Source organism: Streptomyces sp. MJM8645 (assembly GCF_001625365.1).
GTDB lineage: Bacteria > Actinomycetota > Actinomycetes > Streptomycetales > Streptomycetaceae > Kitasatospora.
The window spans coordinates 1,990,428-2,007,127 of record NZ_LJJF01000001.1; the positions used below are offsets into that span (position 1 = coordinate 1,990,428).

The 16,700-nt window shown below is 72.4% G+C and carries 13 protein-coding genes; 2 read left to right on the forward strand and 11 right to left on the reverse strand.

Translation table 11 applies throughout. From position 1 onward, the window contains the following. Positions 1-11 precede the first annotated feature (11 nt). Positions 12-641 (reverse strand): dienelactone hydrolase family protein, encoded by a 630-nt coding sequence (locus A6F73_RS08500; RefSeq protein ID WP_063347223.1) that lies wholly within the window; start codon positions 639-641, stop codon positions 12-14. A gap of 163 nt (positions 642-804) precedes the next feature. Here A6F73_RS08500 and A6F73_RS08505 point away from each other — a divergent pair, with 163 nt between their 5' ends. Then, a complete protein-coding gene (locus A6F73_RS08505; protein ID WP_063347224.1) occupies positions 805-2,529 on the forward strand; it encodes an alkaline phosphatase D family protein in 1,725 nt (574 codons plus the stop codon). A gap of 102 nt (positions 2,530-2,631) precedes the next feature. Here A6F73_RS08505 and A6F73_RS08510 read toward each other — a convergent pair whose 3' ends face one another. From A6F73_RS08510 to A6F73_RS08535, 6 genes are all read right to left on the reverse strand, one after another. Further along, on the reverse strand, positions 2,632-3,501 hold the full coding sequence (locus A6F73_RS08510) for an ABC transporter permease subunit (protein ID WP_063347225.1): 870 nt from the start codon (positions 3,499-3,501) through the stop codon (positions 2,632-2,634). 56 nt (positions 3,502-3,557) lie between these two features. Then, on the reverse strand, positions 3,558-6,383 hold the full coding sequence (locus A6F73_RS08515) for an alpha/beta fold hydrolase (protein ID WP_063347226.1): 2,826 nt from the start codon (positions 6,381-6,383) through the stop codon (positions 3,558-3,560). Positions 6,384-6,547: 164 nt separating this feature from the next. Beyond that, on the reverse strand, positions 6,548-7,009 hold the full coding sequence (locus tag A6F73_RS08520; protein ID WP_063347227.1) for a GNAT family N-acetyltransferase: 462 nt from the start codon (positions 7,007-7,009) through the stop codon (positions 6,548-6,550). 1 nt (position 7,010) lies between these two features. Further along, on the reverse strand, positions 7,011-7,949 hold the full coding sequence (locus A6F73_RS08525; protein WP_063347228.1) for an RluA family pseudouridine synthase: 939 nt from the start codon (positions 7,947-7,949) through the stop codon (positions 7,011-7,013). Positions 7,950-8,009: 60 nt separating this feature from the next. Further along, positions 8,010-8,588 carry a signal peptidase II gene (lspA, locus tag A6F73_RS08530; protein WP_244293329.1) on the reverse strand — a complete coding sequence of 193 codons (579 nt, stop codon included), beginning with the start codon at positions 8,586-8,588 and terminating at the stop codon, positions 8,010-8,012. A gap of 239 nt (positions 8,589-8,827) precedes the next feature. Then, a complete protein-coding gene (locus A6F73_RS08535) occupies positions 8,828-9,295 on the reverse strand; it encodes a TraR/DksA family transcriptional regulator (protein WP_244293330.1) in 468 nt (155 codons plus the stop codon). A 641-nt stretch (positions 9,296-9,936) separates the two neighbouring features. On the opposite strand from A6F73_RS08535, the gene ileS reads away from it, so the two are divergent. Continuing rightward, positions 9,937-13,065: an isoleucine--tRNA ligase gene (gene ileS / locus A6F73_RS08540; RefSeq protein WP_063347230.1), complete on the forward strand. Its 3,129-nt coding sequence runs from the start codon at positions 9,937-9,939 to the stop codon at positions 13,063-13,065. 185 nt (positions 13,066-13,250) lie between these two features. Here the strand turns inward: ileS and A6F73_RS08545 are convergent, their stop codons facing one another. The 4 genes from A6F73_RS08545 to A6F73_RS08560 all read right to left on the reverse strand — a co-directional run bounded on the left by A6F73_RS08545 (position 13,251) and on the right by A6F73_RS08560 (position 16,672). Next, entirely contained in the window at positions 13,251-14,591 is a 1,341-nt protein-coding gene (locus tag A6F73_RS08545) for a DivIVA domain-containing protein (protein WP_063347231.1), read from the reverse strand. Positions 14,592-14,650: 59 nt separating this feature from the next. Then, on the reverse strand, positions 14,651-14,932 hold the full coding sequence (locus A6F73_RS08550) for a YggT family protein (protein ID WP_063347232.1): 282 nt from the start codon (positions 14,930-14,932) through the stop codon (positions 14,651-14,653). Positions 14,933-15,031: 99 nt separating this feature from the next. Further along, a complete protein-coding gene (gene sepF, locus A6F73_RS08555; protein ID WP_031071810.1) occupies positions 15,032-15,634 on the reverse strand; it encodes a cell division protein SepF in 603 nt (200 codons plus the stop codon). A 303-nt stretch (positions 15,635-15,937) separates the two neighbouring features. Then, positions 15,938-16,672, reverse strand: coding sequence for a YggS family pyridoxal phosphate-dependent enzyme (locus A6F73_RS08560; protein ID WP_063351048.1), 735 nt, complete (start codon positions 16,670-16,672; stop codon positions 15,938-15,940). Positions 16,673-16,700 lie beyond the last annotated feature (28 nt).

The following is a 16,700-nucleotide window of genomic DNA, read 5'->3' on the forward strand; positions in this document are numbered from 1 at the left end:
CCCGCCCTCGGTCAGGAATCCAGCTCGCCGAGGAAGTCCAGCGCGATGGCCCAGGCCCGCTCCGCCGCCTCGGCGTCGTAGTCGGCCAGCTCGGTGTCGGTGAACAGGTGCCCGGCGCCCCGGTAGCGGTGCACCTCGACGTCGGCCCCGGCCCGCCGCATCCCCAGGTACCAGGCGTTCAGCCAGTCCTCGGTCTCGAACGGGTCCGGCTCGGCGACGTGCAGCTGCACCGGGATCTCGGTGGCCGCGTCCTCGCGCAGGTCGGAGGTGCCGTGCAGGAGCAGCAGGCCGCGGGCCTTGTCGTCGGCGAGGGCGAGGTTCTGCGCGAGCGAGCCGCCGAGCGAGAAGCCCGCGTAGACCAGGCCGCCGTCGGACAGCGGAGCGGCGGCGGTGACGGCCCGGCGCAGCAGTTCCTCGCTGCCGCCGACCTCCTCCTGGTACGCCAGTCCGGCCTCGATGTCGTCGAAGGTCCGCCCGTCGTACAGGTCCGGGGTGTGCACGGTGTGCCCGGCGGCGCGCAGCCGGTCGGCGGCGGCGTGGACGGCGGAGCGCAGCCCGAGGGCGGAGTGGAAGAGGACGATCTGGGCCACGGTCGGGGTCCTTCGGCAGCTGAGGGCGGGTACTCCCCCATGATCCCGCATGATCCGGCGACCCGACTTCCCCGGCCCGCCCACCCCGGCCTCCCCCGCTCGCCCGCCCCGGGCAACCACACCCGCCCGCTCCACGACGGATCGTCAGGTCACCTGATTTACCTACGCTTTACTAACGGGTAACCTTCCGGACGTGAACGATCTTGTCCATGACATGGCCCCTGCCCACCCGCGCCGCCGCCAGGTCCTGAAGGCCGGCGCGCTGGCCGCCGGCGCGACCGCCGCCCTGCCGATCGCCCTCCCCACCCCCGCCGAAGCCGCCGAGCCGGCCCAGGCCACCCAGACCGCCCAGGCCGCCGGAGCCGCCCAACCCGCGCAGGCCCCCGAAGCCGCCCCCCGCTTCCTGCACGGCATAGCCTCCGGCGACCCCCTCCCCGACGGCGTCCTGCTCTGGACCAGGGTGACGCCCCGCCCCGAGGCCCTCCCCGGCTCGGGCCTCGGCCCCGACACCGAGGTCCGCTGGGAGCTGGCCGCCGACCAGGCCTTCACCCGCGTCGTCGCGAGCGGCACGGTGACCGCCACCGCCGCCGCCGACCACACCGTCAAGGCCGACGTCCGCGGCCTGACCCCGGACACCCCCTACTGGTACCGCTTCACCGCCGCCACCGCCACCACTGGTACCAGCAGCGCCGTCTCCCCCACCGGCCGCACCCGCACCACCCCCGCCACCGACGCCGCCCTCTCCCGGCTGCGGTTCGGCGTCGCCTCCTGCGCCAACTGGGAGGGCGGCTACTTCTCCGCCTACCGCCACCTCGCCGCCCGCGGCGACCTGGACGCCTTCCTCTTCCTCGGCGACTACATCTACGAGTACAAGACCGGCGAGTTCTGCGCCCGCGGCACGGTCGTGCGCCCGCACGCCCCCGCCCACGAGATCCTCACCCTCGCCGACTACCGCACCAGGCACGGCCAGTACAAGACCGACGACGACCTCCAGACCCTGCACGCCAAGCTCCCGACCATCGCGATCTGGGACGACCACGAGTTCGCCAACGACGCCTGGTCCGGCGGCGCCGAGAACCACACCCCGGGCACCGAGGGCGCCTGGGCCGACCGGATGGCCGCCGCCAAGCAGGCCTACTTCGAGTGGATGCCGGTCCGGCCCTCGATCGCCGGCACCACCTACCGCCGCCTGCGCTACGGCAAGCTCGCCGACCTGCACCTGATGGACCAGCGCTCGTTCCGCTCCCAGCAGGCGAAGACGGGCAGCGGCGCCGTCGACTCGGCCGACCGCACCCTCACCGGCCGCGCCCAACTGGACTGGCTCAAGGCCGGGTTGTCCGCCTCCGACACCACCTGGCGACTGATCGGCAACGAGGTGATGATCTCCCCGGTCGCCTTCCTCTCGCTGCCCGACTACCTGCTGCGCCCGCTGGCCAAGCTGCTCGGCCTGCCCGGCGAGGGCGTGGCGGTCAACCCCGACCAGTGGGACGGCTACACCCACGACCGCCGCGAGCTGCTCGGCCACCTCAAGGCGAACGGGATCACCAACACCGTCTTCCTGACCGGCGACATCCACTCCGCCTGGGCCGCCGACGTCCCGAACGAGGCCGCCACCTACCCGCTGTCCGGCAGTGTCGCCACCGAGTTCGTGGTCACCTCGGTGACCTCCGACAACGTCGACGACCTGCTGAAGGTCGCCCCGCAGACCGTCTCGCTGGCGGCCGGCACCGCGATCAAGGCGGCCAACCCGCACGTCAAGTGGGTCGACCTGGACTCGCACGGCTACGGGGTCCTGGACATCACGCCCGAGCAGACCCAGATGGACTACTACGTCCTCTCCGACCGCACCCGCAAGGACGCGACCAGCAGCTGGACCCGCTCCTACCGCACCCGCACCGGCACCCAGCGGATCGAGCGCGCGAACGCCCCGATCGCCTGACCCCAGCCCTGACCCCCGCCCTGCGCCCCACCCCGGTCACCCACCCCGGTCACCCACCCCGGGCCCGCCGCACCCCCGCGGCGGGCCCGCAGCACAACGGCCCTACGACACCACGTCCTTGCGCGCGAACCCCCGGAACGCCAGCGCGAGCAGCACCGCCGCGTACGACAGCGACAGCGAGACGCCCTGCACCATGCCGCCCCACTCCAACTGCGGCTGCAGGGCGTCCGCCCAGGCGTACTGCCAGTGCGCGGGCAGCCACTCCCGCAGGCCCCCCAGCGCCGTGACGGCGTCCAGCACCCCGGTGATGATCGACGCGAACACCGCCCCGCCGACGGCGCCCAGCGGCGCGTCCGTCGCCGTGGAGAGCCAGAACGCCAGCGCGGCGATCACGATCTCGGCGAGGAACACGTACGCCGCCGCGACGGCCAGCCGGGGCAGCGCCTCCCCGGCCGAAAGGCTGGCCCCGGTGGGCAGTTTGAGGTCCCCCCAGCCGTACGCGGCGGTGCCGACGACCAGCCCGATCAGCGGCAGCATCGCCACCGCCACCGCCGAGAACGCCAGCCCGACCGCGAACTTGCGGGCCAGCAGCCGGGCCCGGGGCACCGGCGCGGCCAGCAGGTAGCGCAGCGAGGACCAGCTCGCCTCGGAGGCGACCGTGTCGCCGCAGAACAGCGCCACCGGGATGACCAGCAGGAAGCCGGTGCCCACGAACAGCATGGTGGCGGCGAAGTTGGGCCCGGACGCGGTGGCCAGGTCGATGAAGGTGGTCCGGTCGGGGCGGCTCGGGGTGCCGCCGATCTGGAACGCGGCCAGCATCACGAACGGCAGGGCGGCCAGCACCGCACCGATCACCAGGGTGCGGCGCCGCCGCAGTTGGCGCATCGCCTCCACCCGCAGCGGCAGTGTCCGGCCCGCCCGGTACCCCTCGGCGTGGTCCGCCGACACGACGCCGCTCACGTCACCGCTCACGCCATCACCCACCTCGCTGCTCACCTCACTGCTCACGCCACCGTTCGCACCCCTGCTCACGCCGCACCTCCGATCAACGACAGGAACGCGTCCTCCAGCCGCCGCTGCGGCCCGGCGCTCTCCACCGGCACGCCGAGGCGCACCAGTTCGGCCAGCAGTTCGTGCGCCGCCAGCCCGTCCAGGCGCACCAGCAGCCCGCCCTCGACGGCCTCCGCCGAGCCGACCCCGGCCAGCGCGCCGACCTTCTCGACGACCGACCCGGGCTCGTACCCGGCGGGCACGCCGAGGAACAGCAGCTCGCCCGCGCCGACGATCTCGCCGACGGCCCCGGTGGTGATCAGCCGCCCGCGGTCCATCACCACCAGGTCCGTGCAGCTCTGCTCGACCTCGGCGAGCAGGTGGCTGGAGACGATGACGGTACGGCCGGCGGCGGCGTACCGGATCATCACCTCGCGCATCTCGCGGATCTGCGGCGGGTCGAGCCCGTTGGTCGGCTCGTCGAGGATCAGCAGGTCCGGCATCCCGAGCATGGCCTGGGCGATGGCGAGCCGCTGCCGCATGCCCTGCGAGTAGGTCCGCACGGCGCGGTCGAGCGCCTCGCCGAGACCGGCGATGGCCAGCGCCTCGTCGAAGCGGGCGTCCTCCTCCGGCCGGCCGGTGGCCTGCCAGTACAGCCGCAGGTTGGCCCGGCCGGTGAGGTGCGGCAGGAAGCCCGCGCCCTCGACGAAGGCGCCGACCCGGGAGAGCACCGGCGCACCGGGGCGCACCAGGTGGCCGAAGATCCGGATCTCGCCCGCGTCGGGCCGGATCAGGCCCATCAGCATCCGCAGCGTGGTGGTCTTGCCGGCGCCGTTGGGCCCGAGCAGGCCGAGCACCTGCCCCTGCTCCACCCGAAAGCCCAACTCCCGTACGGCGTAACGGTCCTGGGCGCCCTTGTAGCGCTTGCTCAGGCCGGTGATCTGCAACGGCACCCCGGCCAGCGCCGGGTCGTACGCCGGCCCGTCGCCCGCCCCCCGCCGACGGCGGCGCAGCAGCCGGGGCGACAGCACCAGGCCCAGCGCCACCACGACGGCCGCCAGCGGCAGCAGCCAGGTGCGCGCGGGCAGCGGCGTGGCCTCGGTGACGAGTTCGTCGTCGGTCGGCACGGTGAGCGCCCCGGCCGGCGCGACCCGGTAGGTGGCGGGCTCGACGGGCGAGGCGTACGCGAGGTCGGTGGCGGCCAGCACGAGCCGCAGCCGGTGCCCGGTGGCGAAGGTGTGGTCGACGGCGGGCAGCGCGACCGTGACGGTGCGGCCCGCGTCGGCGCCGGTGACCCGCAGCGGGGCGGCGAGCTGCTGCGGGAGCACGGCCTTGCCGTCCGGGCCCACGTCGTACAGCTTGGCGAAGAGCACCGCGTCCGGCCGGTCGGCGTGCACCTGGACGGGCACGGTGGGCTGCCCGGTCAGGTGCAGCGGCTGGCCCAGCGGCGCGGAGTCGAAGGCGGCGTGCTGGCCGGGGAAGTCGAGCGACAGCCCGGCGCCGAGCGAGGCGGCCTGGCTGAGCGCCCCGATCCCGGGCAGCGTCGAGATCCCGGGCGGGGCGCCGCCGGGCGGGTTGGCGATGGTCTGCTCGCCGCCGGCCAGTTCGACGCCGTGGGAGCCGGTTCCGTCCAGGCCCGGGTAGCGGTCGGCGGAGGCGCCGCGCAGCACGGCCTGGAAGCCGGTGGAGTCGACGCCCCCGGTGCGGGTGACCCGGAACGCGGGGCCGGTGTCGTCGCCCTGCCCCTTCAGGTAGTGGTCGAACCAGGCGGTCACCCGGTCGTCGACCCGGGCGCTGGTGTCGGTGCCGCCGTCGTGCCCGCCGGCGAACCAGTCCACCGAGACGGGCGCGCCGTTGGCCGCGACGGCCCGGGCGATCCGGTCGCCCTGGTCGAGCGGGAACAGCGAGTCCTGCTGGCCCTGCACGACCAGGGTGGGCGCCTTGAGCTGCGCGGCCACCGAGGACGGGCTGGAGCGGTCCAGCAGTGCGACGGCCTCCGGGTCGGCGTGCCCGGCGGTGGCGACCCGGTCGTACATCTGGCAGAGCGACTCCAGGAACCGCCCGCAGCCGACCGGCCCGCCCGCGGCGTCACCGCCCTGCCCGGAACCGCCCTGCCCGGGAGCGCCCTGCCCCGGCCCGGCCCCGCCGCCGCGCGGCGCGCCGCCGGAGGGGCCGAGGTCGCCGGCCGCGCCGGTGGTGAAGAAGATCCCGGCCCAGAGCTTCTTGAACACGCCGTCGACGGCGCCCGAGCCCTGCACGCCCTGCGGGAACAGCGCGTCGGCCAGGTTCCACCAGGTGATCTGGGTGGCCACCGCGTCGATCCGGTGGTCGTACGCGGAGGCCAGCAGCGAGACGGCGCCGCCGTACGAGGCACCGGTGATGCCGACCCGGGGGTCGCCGGGCCCGTCGAGCTGCACCTCGGGCCGCTGGGCCAGCCAGTCCACCAGGTGCTTGACGTCCTCGACCTCGCGGTCGGGCGCGTTGAGGCCGATCTTCCCGCCCGAGTGCCCGAAGCCGCGCGCCGACCAGGTCAGCACCGCGTAGCCCTGTCGGGCCAGCTGCTGGGCGCGTTCGCGCTCGCCGTCCTTGGAGCCGCCGAAGCCGTGCGCGAGCAGGACCGCCGGGCGCGGGGTGCTGCCGGTGGTGAAGAAGGAGGTGTCCACCTGGACCTGCTGGTCACTGCCGGGGGTCTCCGGCATGGCGAGGAAACGGTCCTCCTGATGGACCGCCGGCTCACCGCCGGACGCCACCGTCGCCGTACCCGCCCCGGCCACCACCACCAGGGCCACCGCACCGGCCACCACCCTGCGCCGCACCGTCGTACCCCGGCTGCGCCACCGGCGCCACGCCCCACCGAACTCCATGGGGGCTGATCGTATCCGCCCCCCGGGTAGGCGTCCGATAAGGCCACCGCCGAAGCCGCCGCTTGCGCCCTGTTCACCCCGTTGCGTCCGGGTACCGCACGGGAAAACGGAGATCCCCGCACCCCGTCAGGGGCACGGGGATCCGCACGGCCGGGCCCGAAGCCCTACAGCACCCGCGTCATCGTCCGATGCGGTATCCCCGCGGACTCGTACACCGGGCCCTCGGCCGTGTACCCCAGCCGCTCGTAGAACCCCAGCGCCCCCACCTGCGCGTGCAGTTCCACCTCGACGGCCCCGCGGTCGAGCCCGGCCGCCTCGATCGCCCGCACCAGCTGGGCCCCGAGCCCGGTCCCCCGGGCCGCCGACACCACCGCGAGGCGTCCGAGCAGCACCCGGCCCTCGACACCCCCGGTGAGCTTCAGCGCCTGCTCCCCGAAGATCAGCCGTGCGGTCCCGAGCGCGGTCCCGTCCGCCGCCACGGCCAGCAGGTGCACCGAGGTCGCGTCGTACTCGTCGTACTCCAGTTCCTCCGGCACGTGCTGCTCGACGATGAACACCTCGCGCCGCACGTCCCGCACCAGAGTCAGGTCCGCGGCGCCCGCCGCGGTCCGGATGGCCGCCGTCATCTCAGCTCTCCGACGAGATGATGTCGAGCGCCTTGCGCAGGTCGGGCGAGTACTCGCTGGAGAACTCGACCCACTGCCCGTCCGCCGGGTGCTCGAAGCCGAGCGACACGGCGTGCAGCCACTGCCGGGTCAGCCCGAGCCGCTTGGCCAGCGTCGGGTCGGCGCCGTAGGTCAGGTCGCCCACGCAGGGGTGGCGCAGCGCGGACATGTGGACCCGGATCTGGTGGGTGCGCCCGGTCTCCAGCTTGATGTCGAGCAGCGAGGCCGAGCGGTAGGCCTCGACCAGGTCGTAGTGGGTGACGGACGGCTTGCCGTCCTTGGTCACGGCCCACTTCCAGTCCGAGCTGGGGTGCCGTCCGATCGGCGCGTCCACGGTGCCGCTCAGCGGGTCCGGGTGCCCCTGCACGAGGGCGTGGTAGCGCTTCTCGGTGATCCGGTCGTGGAACTGCCGCTTGAGGTCGGTGTACGCGCGCTCGGACTTGGCGACGACCATCAGCCCGGAGGTGCCGACGTCGAGCCGGTGCACGACGCCCTGGCGCTCGGCGGCGCCGGAGGTGGAGATCCGGTAGCCGGCCGCGGCGAGCCCGCCGATGACGGTGGTGCCGGTCCAGCCGGGGCTGGGGTGCGCGGCGACGCCGACCGGCTTGTCGACGAGCACGATGTCCTCGTCGTCGTGGACGATCCGCATGCCCTCGACCGGCTCGGCGATGATCCGCACGGGGGCGGCGGGGGCGGGGATCTCGACCTCCAGCCAGGAACCGGCGGTCACCCGGTCCGACTTTCCGGCCACGGCGCCGTCGAGCGTCACCTTGCCGTCGGCGGCCAACTCGGCGGCCTTCGTCCGGGAGAAACCGAACATCCGGGCGAGGGCGGCGTCGAGGCGCTCGCCCTCCAGGCCGTCGGGTACGGGGAGGCTGCGGATCTGCGCTGCGGTACTCACCCGTACGAGTATGCCGGAACCGCGGCCCTCCGCCGCCCGCCCGACCGCCCGGGGCCCCTGCTACTCGGTCTTGCCGCCCTGCTGGTGGACGGTGCCGTCCGGGTTGCTGCCCCGGAAGGAGAGCAGCACGACGAGGATTCCGCCGCAGACGATCGCCGAGTCGGCGAGGTTGAAGACCGCGAAGTGCTGGACGGAGATGAAGTCGACGACGTGCCCGCGGAAGACGCCCGGCGAGCGGAACAGCCGGTCGGTGAGGTTGCCCAGGGCCCCGCCGAGCAGCAGCCCGAGCGCGATCGCCCAGGGCAGGCTGTACAGCCGGCGGGCGATCCGCCAGATCACCACGATGACGGCCGAGGCGATCATCGTGAAGACGACGGTCAGCGCCTGCCCCATGCCGAAGGCGGCGCCGGAGTTGCGGATGACCTGGAAGGTGACGACGTCCCCGATCACCTTGATCGCCGCGTGGTTCTCCAGCCGGGCCACGACCAGCAGCTTGCTGCCGAAGTCGATCAGGAAGGCGAGCAGCGCGACGACCATCAGCACGCCGATCCGCCGACGGCCCTTCGGCGCCTCCGCCGCGGCCGGGGCGGTCGCCTCGGCGGGCTCGGCAGGCTCCGCGGGCTCGGTGGGCTCGGCCACGGCCACCTCCACGGCTTCGGCGGGGGTCGGGACGGCGTCGTCCCGCGTCTGGGGGGAACCTTGCGTACTGATGATCCGCTCCGCTGCCGGTGGAGCTCCCCCGGTTGGAGGTGGGGGAGGGTGGGCCCATGGTCGCCGTACCGGACACCTCCGAACCGGACGTGTCCCAGGATTCAGGCGACGTTACGGGGTCGAGCGTACGGCAAGCCCGACCCCCTGCGCCGCCCCGGTCGGCCGCGTCAGCGGCGTTCCTGCTTGGCCTTGCACTGCACGCAGAGCGTGGCCCGGGGGAAGGCCTGCATCCGGGCCTTTCCGATGGCCTGCCCGCAGGACTCGCAGGTGCCGAAGCCGACGCCCTCCAGCCTGGTCAGGGCCCGCTCGGTCTGGGCGAGGCTGTCCCGGGCGTTGTTGGCGAGCGCGAGTTCACTCTCCCGCGAGATGTTCTTCGTACCGGCGTCCACCTGGTCGTCACCGGCTCCGTCGTTGGAGTCACGCATCAGGCCGGAGATGGCCGCCTCGGCGGCGTCGATCTCGTTCTGCAGCCGCTCCAGCTCGCTGATGAGCTCGGTGTGCAGCTCGTGGACCTCGTCGGTGGTCCACGGGTCCTCGCCGGGCCGGACCGGCAACGTGGCCGGGTCCACCGACTCGGCGCCGCGCGGCACGGTGACGGTGTCGGTGCTGCTCTTCTGCCGTGCGGTAGTGGTCACGGTCCCCTCCCCTGGATCGGCCGCCACGGCCTTGCGTGCCCGCTTGGTGGCGGTACCCGCGCCGGTTGCCTTCTCAGCCATGGCTTCGACCCCATCTACGAACGAATCGAGCCGCCGGTTCCCGGCGGCCTCCAGTGCCGGAACGATAATCCCGATCAAAACCGGTCACAACATGACATTCCGACGCCCCATGATGATCCCACCCAGGCAGTCGCCCCAGCCGCCACGCCCCGCGCGCTGACCAGACTTGTGCCCAGATCACCCCCGCCTAACCACCACCGCCGCCGGCCCCGGAGCGCCCCGGCCGTCCACCGCGGGGAAAAACGATTTGGACAAACCGACTCACCCGGCCGATACACTGGCCCTGCAAGGCGCAGATGGGACGAGTACCGACGTACGCAGCCACCAGCGACCCGGGGACGGTGCGAGCCCGGGGGTGTGCACGGCGGGAAGATCACCCCGGAGCCGCCGGAAGAACGGCCGCCCGCCACCGCGCGGGCCGGCCCACTAGACCCGGCAGCAAGCCCAAACAAGAGGGCCGCAGCAGCACCGCGGCCAAGGAGGGTGGTACCGCGGGGCGGCTCGCCGTCTCGTCCCTCCGTCGGATCCCGTTCACATCCGCCGGAGGTATGACGCCCGCGATGAGCACCTACAACTCCGTCCCCGCACAGGTGGACCTGCCCGCCCTCGAACACCAGATCCTGTCGTTCTGGCAGGACAACAAGATCTTCCAGCGCAGCCTGGAGCAGTCCGAGGGCCGCCCCGAGTGGGTCTTCTACGAGGGCCCGCCGACCGCCAACGGCATGCCCGGCGCCCACCACATCGAGGCCCGCGTCTTCAAGGACGTCTTCCCGCGCTTCCGGACGATGAAGGGCTACCACGTCGCCCGCAAGGCCGGCTGGGACTGCCACGGCCTCCCGGTCGAGCTCGCCGTCGAGAAGGAGCTGGGCTTCTCCGGCAAGCAGGACATCGAGGCGTACGGCATCGCCGAGTTCAACGCCAAGTGCCGCGAGTCGGTGACCCGCCACACCGACGCCTTCACCGAGCTGACCACCCGCATGGGGTACTGGGTCGACCTCGACGAGGCCTACCGGACGATGGACCCGTCGTACGTCCAGTCCGTCTGGTGGTCGCTCAAGCAGATCTTCGACAAGGGCCTGCTGGTCCAGGACCACCGGGTCGCCCCCTGGTGCCCGCGCTGCGGCACCGGCCTGTCCGACCACGAGCTGGCCCAGGGCTACGAGACCGTCGTCGACCCCTCGGTCTTCGTCCGCTTCCCGCTGACCAGCGGCCCGCTGGCCGGCCGGGCCGCGCTGCTGGTCTGGACCACCACCCCGTGGACCCTGGTCTCCAACACCGCCGCCGCCGTCCACCCGGAGGTCACCTACGTGGTGGCCACCGACGGCGAGGAGAAGCTGGTCGTCGCCGAGCCGCTGCTCGCCAAGGCCCTCGGCGAGGGCTGGGAGGCCACCGGCGAGTCCTTCACCGGCGCCGAGATGGAGCGCTGGGCCTACCGCCGCCCGTTCGACCTGGTCGAGATCGAGAACGCGCACTACGTCCTCAACGCGGACTACGTCACCACCGAGGACGGCACCGGCATCGTCCACCAGTCGCCCGCCTTCGGCGCGGACGACCTCGCGACCTGCCGCAAGTACGGCCTGCCGGTGGTCAACCCGGTCCTCGCCGACGGCACCTTCGCCCCCGAGGTCCCGCTGGTCGGCGGCCAGTTCTTCAAGAAGGCCGACGAGGCCCTGGTCGCGGACCTCAAGGAGCGCGGCCTGCTCTTCCGCCACCTCCCGTACGAACACAGCTACCCGCACTGCTGGCGCTGCCACACCGCGCTGCTCTACTACGCGCAGCCGTCCTGGTACATCCGCACCACCGCGGTCAAGGACGCCCTGATCCGGGAGAACGAGGCCACCAACTGGTACCCGGAGACCGTCAAGCACGGCCGCTTCGGCGACTGGCTGAACAACAACATCGACTGGGCGCTCAGCCGTAACCGCTACTGGGGCACCCCGCTGCCGATCTGGCGCTGCGAGGAGGGCCACCTCACCTGCGTCGGCTCGCTGGCCGAGCTCTCCGAGCTCACCGGCACCGACCAGAGCGAGCTCGACCCGCACCGCCCGTACATCGACGACGTGACCTTCGCCTGCCGCGAGTGCGGCGGCGCCTCGACCCGGGTCCCCGAGGTCATCGACGCCTGGTACGACTCGGGCTCGATGCCCTTCGCCCAGTACGGCTACCCGTACCAGAACAAGGAGCTGTTCGAGAAGCGCTACCCGGCGCAGTTCATCTCCGAGGCGATCGACCAGACCCGTGGCTGGTTCTACACGCTGATGGCGGTCGGCACCCTGGTGTTCGACAAGAACAGCTACGAGAACGTCGTCTGCCTGGGCCACATCCTGGCCGAGGACGGCCGCAAGATGTCCAAGCACCTGGGCAACATCCTGCAGCCGATCCCGCTGATGGACCAGCACGGCGCCGACGCCGTCCGCTGGTTCATGGCCGCCGGCGGTTCGCCCTGGTCGGCCCGCCGGGTCGGCCACGGCACCATCCAGGAGGTGGTCCGCAAGACCCTCCTCACCTACTGGAACACCGTCGCCTTCCAGGCCCTGTACGCCCGCACCGCCGGCTGGTCCCCCTCGGCGGCCGATCCGGCCCCGGCCGACCGCCCGCAGCTGGACCGCTGGGTGCTCTCCGAGCTGAACACCCTGGTCCGCGAGGTCGACGCCGCCTTCGAGGCGTACGACACCCAGCGCGCCGGCAAGCTGCTGTCCGGCTTCGTCGACGACCTGTCCAACTGGTACGTCCGCCGCGGCCGCCGCCGCTTCTGGCAGGGCGACGCGGCCGCGCTCGCCACCCTGCACGAGGCGCTGGAGACGGTCACCCGCCTGATGGCCCCGATGACCCCGTTCATCACCGAGCAGGTCTGGCAGGACCTGGTCGTCCCGATCGCCGCGGACGCCCCGGCCTCGGTCCACCTGGCCACCTGGCCGCAGGCGGACGAGTCGCTGATCGACACCGACCTCTCCCGGCACATGGCGCTGGTCCGCCGCCTGGTGGAGCTCGGCCGGGCCACCCGCGCCGAGTCCGGCGTGAAGACCCGTCAGCCGCTGTCCCGCGCGCTGATCGCCGCCCAGGGCTGGGACGAGCTGCCCGCCGACCTGCGCGCGCAGATCGCCGAGGAGCTCAACGTCTCCACCCTGGAGTCGCTCGCCGAGGTCGGCGGCTCGCTCGTCGACACCAGTGCCAAGGCCAACTTCCGCGCCCTGGGCAAGCGGTTCGGCAAGGGCGTGCAGGACGTCGCCAAGGCGGTCGCCGCCACCGACGCCGCCCGCCTGGCCGCCGAACTGCGCGCCGACGGCGAGACCTCGGTCGAGCTGAACGGCGAGCCGGTCGCCCTCTCCCCGGACGAGGTGATCATCACCGAGACCCCGCGCGAGGGCTGGGCCGTCGCCAACGAGTCCGGCGCCACCGTCGCCCTCGACCTGGCCATCACCCCGGAGCTCAAGCGGCTCGGCGTCGCCCGCGACGCCATCCGCCAGATCCAGGAGGCCCGCAAGAACTCCGGCCTCGACGTCGCCGACCGGATCGTCCTGCGCTGGCGGGCCACCACCGAGGAGACCGCCGAGGCCATCGCCGAGCACGGCCCCCTCGTCGCCGAGGAGGTCCTGGCCACCGACTTCGCCGCCGGCACGGCCGACTGGGACTCCGAGACCTTCGCCGACGAAGCCCTCGGCCTCGCCTTCCAGCTCCGCAAGGCCTGACCGACTCCGAAGCCGCCGTCACCCCGCCCGGGGCGACGGCGGCTTCGCCGTACCCGCGCGCCCCTGAAGTGGCGTCACCACCCCGCGCGCGCCCATCCCCCGCCCCCGTCCGCACCACAGCAGAGCGCCCCCTGTTCGACCCGTGGGTCGAACAGGGGGCGCTCTCAAAAGGCCGTGCTACAACCTCAGTTGTCGCCGTCCTCGTCGATCAGGAAGCCCCGCATCGGCGCCGGAGCCTGCTGCATCGGCTGCGGAGGCTGCGGGCGGACGGCCGCCATCGGCTGCGTCATCCCGGCCGGCTGCATCTGCGGCGCGCCGGTGTTGCCACCGGACGCCTGGCCGCCGAAGCTCGGCGCCGGCGGGTTGCCGCCGAAGGAGCTCTGCCCACCGAACGACGGCGCGTTGCCGCCGAAGGCCGGCTGGTTGCCACCGAAGGCCGGGGCACCGCTCATCGCACCGGCACCGGCCGGAGCCATCGACGAGGCCGCCGGCGGCAGCGACGCGGTGGCGGGGATCCGCGGCGGGGCGAGCGAGTCGTCGGCCTGCGACTCCAGCTGGCGCAGCTGGGTCTCCAGGTACGACTTCAGGCGCGTCCGGTACTCGCGCTCGAACGCCCGCAGGTCCTCGACCTTGCGCTCCAGCGTGGCGCGCGCGGACTCCAGCGAGCCCATCGCGACGCGGTGCTTCTCCTGCGCGTCCCGCTCCAGGGCGTCGGCCTTGGCACGGGCGTCGCGCTCCAGGCCCTCGGCGCGGCTGCGGGCCTCGCCGACGATCTTGTTGGCCTCGGAACGGGCCTCCGAGATCGCCTGGTCGGCGGTCTGCTGAGCGAGCGCCAGAACACGGGCGGCACTGTCGCCACCGGGGCCCTGCTGCTGCATGGGGGCGCCGAGCGGGCCGCCCATCTGCTGCTGCGGCGGGCCGCCCATGGGGCCACCCATCGGCTGCATCTGCTGCTGCTGGCCCATGCCCTGGCCCATCGGGTTGCCCATCTGCTGCGGACCACCGGGGCCGCCCATGGGCTGGAGCATCTGACCGCCCATCGGCTGCACCAGCTGCTGCTGGCCGCCCATGGTCTGGTTCATCTGCTGCTGCTGGCCGCCCATCTGCTGGGGGCCGGCGGGGAGCTGCGGGGCGCCGGAGGGCAGGCCGAGCGGCTGGTTGCCCATCTGCTGCTGCTGCGGGCCGCCCATCTGCTGCTGCTGCTGCGGACCACCGGGGCCCATCTGCTGCTGCTGCGGACCGGGGCCCTGCTGGCCGGGAACCGGCGGGCCGGATATGGCGGCCGGGACGGGGGCGCCGGAACGGGCGTCCTGCGGCGGCTCCTTCCGCATGTTCGCCTGGTTCTGCGCGGCGGCGCGAGTCGCGGCGGCCAGCTTGGCGCGCAGGTCCTCGTTCTCGCGAAGCAGGCGGGTCAGCTCTCCTTCGACCTCGTCGAGGAAGGCATCGACCTCGTCCTCGTCATAGCCTTCGCGCAGGCGGACGGTCGTGAACTGCTTGTTCCGAACGTCCTCGGGGGTCAATGGCATCTCTTCACCTCAACGTGATCGTCGGCACACCGGCATCCTGTCGCATCGCTCACCTACGACTAGGGCCGCACAAGCGAGATCAGGACATACACAATGATCATCAGTACGAAGAAGGACAGGTCGAGCGCCACGCCCCCGAAACGCAACGGCGGAATGAACCGCCGAAGAAGCTTGAGCGGCGGATCCGTGACAGTGTACGTGGCCTCCAGGACCAGGACCATGGCCTTGCCGGGCCGCCACGAACGCGCGAACTGGAAGACCCAGTCCATGACCAGTCGCACAAGCAGGAACACCAGGAAGACGGTCAGGGCGTAGTAGAGCACCGCCCACACGATGTCCATCGCGTTTCCCTCTCCCCGGTTCCGGGCCCTCGGGCCCGCCGCTCGTCACCTGTCGCTAATCCACTGTTGATCAGATCCACACGTAAAGTCGTGGCCGGGTCAGCTCTGGTTGAAGAACCCACCCTCGGCGATCCGAGCCTTGTCCTCCGCCGTGACATCGACGTTAGCAGGCGACAGCAGGAACACCTTCTGTGTCACGCGCTCGATACTGCCGTGCAGACCGAAGACGAGTCCAGCGGCGAAGTCTACGAGTCGCTTCGCGTCGGTGTCGTCCATCTCGGTCAGATTCATGATCACGGGGGTCCCGCCACGGAACTGTTCCCCGATGGTACGGGCCTCGTTGTAGGTTCGCGGGTGCAGCGTGGTGATGCGGTAGGGCTCTCGTTCGTTCACTACCTTGGGCATGATCACCGGGGCGCTCTTCTCCAGGTTGTGGCGGCGTTCGGGTGTGATGGACGACACGGGGGCCATCCTCGGGGTCTCCTGCCGGATCGGCACCGCGGCCGGAACCGGCTGCGGGGTGATCGAGGAGACCGGGGCGGGCGCGGCGGCCGGCCGGGGGATGTCCTCGGTCCGCTGTCCCGTTCGAATCGGCTCGGGGTCCGCGTCGTAGTCGTCGTCAGGGTCGTACCCCTGACCGTCGTACGTCTCGTCCTCCACGAGGCCGAGGTAGACCGCCATCTTGCGCATTGCGCCGGCCATGCTCCTGTCTCCTCCGCTCATAGCCACCTCGCTGGCGCTCGGTGGCGGCTTCGCGAAACGCGCACCTTCCGATGGTCGCTCGCTCTGCTCGCTCCGTGCGGACCGGCTCCGTCCCGGCGGCCAGGCCGTGCGGCCCTGCCTGCGGATTCCGCGGTCCACCCACGACGGCCCGTCAGGCCGACGGCCGGTCAGAGTTCTTGGGGTGGGGGCCGCGGAGCTGCGATCCACGGTTCGCTAGCGCTCCGAGGAGCTGCTAGATTCTGTCCTATTTTGTCCTGCAGTCTGATCTACTACCCGGTGACGTTACCTGAGGGGTGACCTCACTCCGAGTACCGCCGTTCCGACGCGCACATGTGTCGCCCCGGCGGCAATCGCCTGCTCAAGGTCACCGCTCATCCCTGCGGAGACCATGGTGGCAGCAGGATGGGTCGTGCGTACTGCGGTTGCGATTTCCGTCAGCCGCTCGAAGGCGCGGAGCGGGTCCCCGGCGAGCGGACCGGCCAGCGGAGCGACGGTCATCACACCGTCCAGCCGCAGGCCGGGCGTGTCGGCGATCGCGTCCGTGAGTTCCGCGACATCCTCCGGGGCGACTCCGGCCCGGTGGGCCCCCTCGCCGTGCTCCTTGTCCAGGGCCACCTGCACCAGGCAACCCAGCTCCGGGCGCTCGGACTTGAGCACCGCCGCGGAGAGCGACCCGACCAGCCGCAGCCGGTCCACCGAGTGCACGTGGTTCGCGTACCGGACGACCGAGCGGACCTTGTTGGTCTGCAGCTGTCCGACGAAGTGCCAGTCAAGAGGAAGGTTTCTGCACTGCTCTGCCTTGGGAGCGGCGTCCTGGTCGCGGTTCTCCGCGACATCCGTCACACCCAGTCCGGCCAACAGCGCGGTGTCCTCGGCGGGGTAGGTCTTGGTGACGACGACCAGGGTGACCTCGTCACGCGGCCGTCCGGCAGCCGCACAGGCGTCGGCGATCCGCCGCTCGACCACGTCGAGGTTGGTCCCCAGCTCCTCGTACCGGGCCCGCTGCCCCTCCGTCAGGGTCTCCAGCCAGCTCTGGTCGGGAAGG

Bases quoted from the DNA above. Each gene is read 5' to 3' on its own strand.
- A6F73_RS08520 (WP_063347227.1), bottom strand. From the start codon at position 7,009: ATGACGGCGGCCATCCGGACCGCGGCGGGCGCCGCGGACCTGACTCTG.
- A6F73_RS08505 (WP_063347224.1), top strand. From the start codon at position 805: ATGGCCCCTGCCCACCCGCGCCGCCGCCAGGTCCTGAAGGCCGGCGCG.
- A6F73_RS08500 (WP_063347223.1), bottom strand. From the start codon at position 641: ATGCGGGATCATGGGGGAGTACCCGCCCTCAGCTGCCGAAGGACCCCG.
- A6F73_RS08550 (WP_063347232.1), bottom strand. From the start codon at position 14,932: ATGGACATCGTGTGGGCGGTGCTCTACTACGCCCTGACCGTCTTCCTG.
- sepF (WP_031071810.1), bottom strand. From the start codon at position 15,634: ATGGCCGGCGCAATGCGCAAGATGGCGGTCTACCTCGGCCTCGTGGAG.
- ileS (WP_063347230.1), top strand. From the start codon at position 9,937: ATGAGCACCTACAACTCCGTCCCCGCACAGGTGGACCTGCCCGCCCTC.
- A6F73_RS08515 (WP_063347226.1), bottom strand. From the start codon at position 6,383: ATGGAGTTCGGTGGGGCGTGGCGCCGGTGGCGCAGCCGGGGTACGACG.
- A6F73_RS08545 (WP_063347231.1), bottom strand. From the start codon at position 14,591: ATGCCATTGACCCCCGAGGACGTTCGGAACAAGCAGTTCACGACCGTC.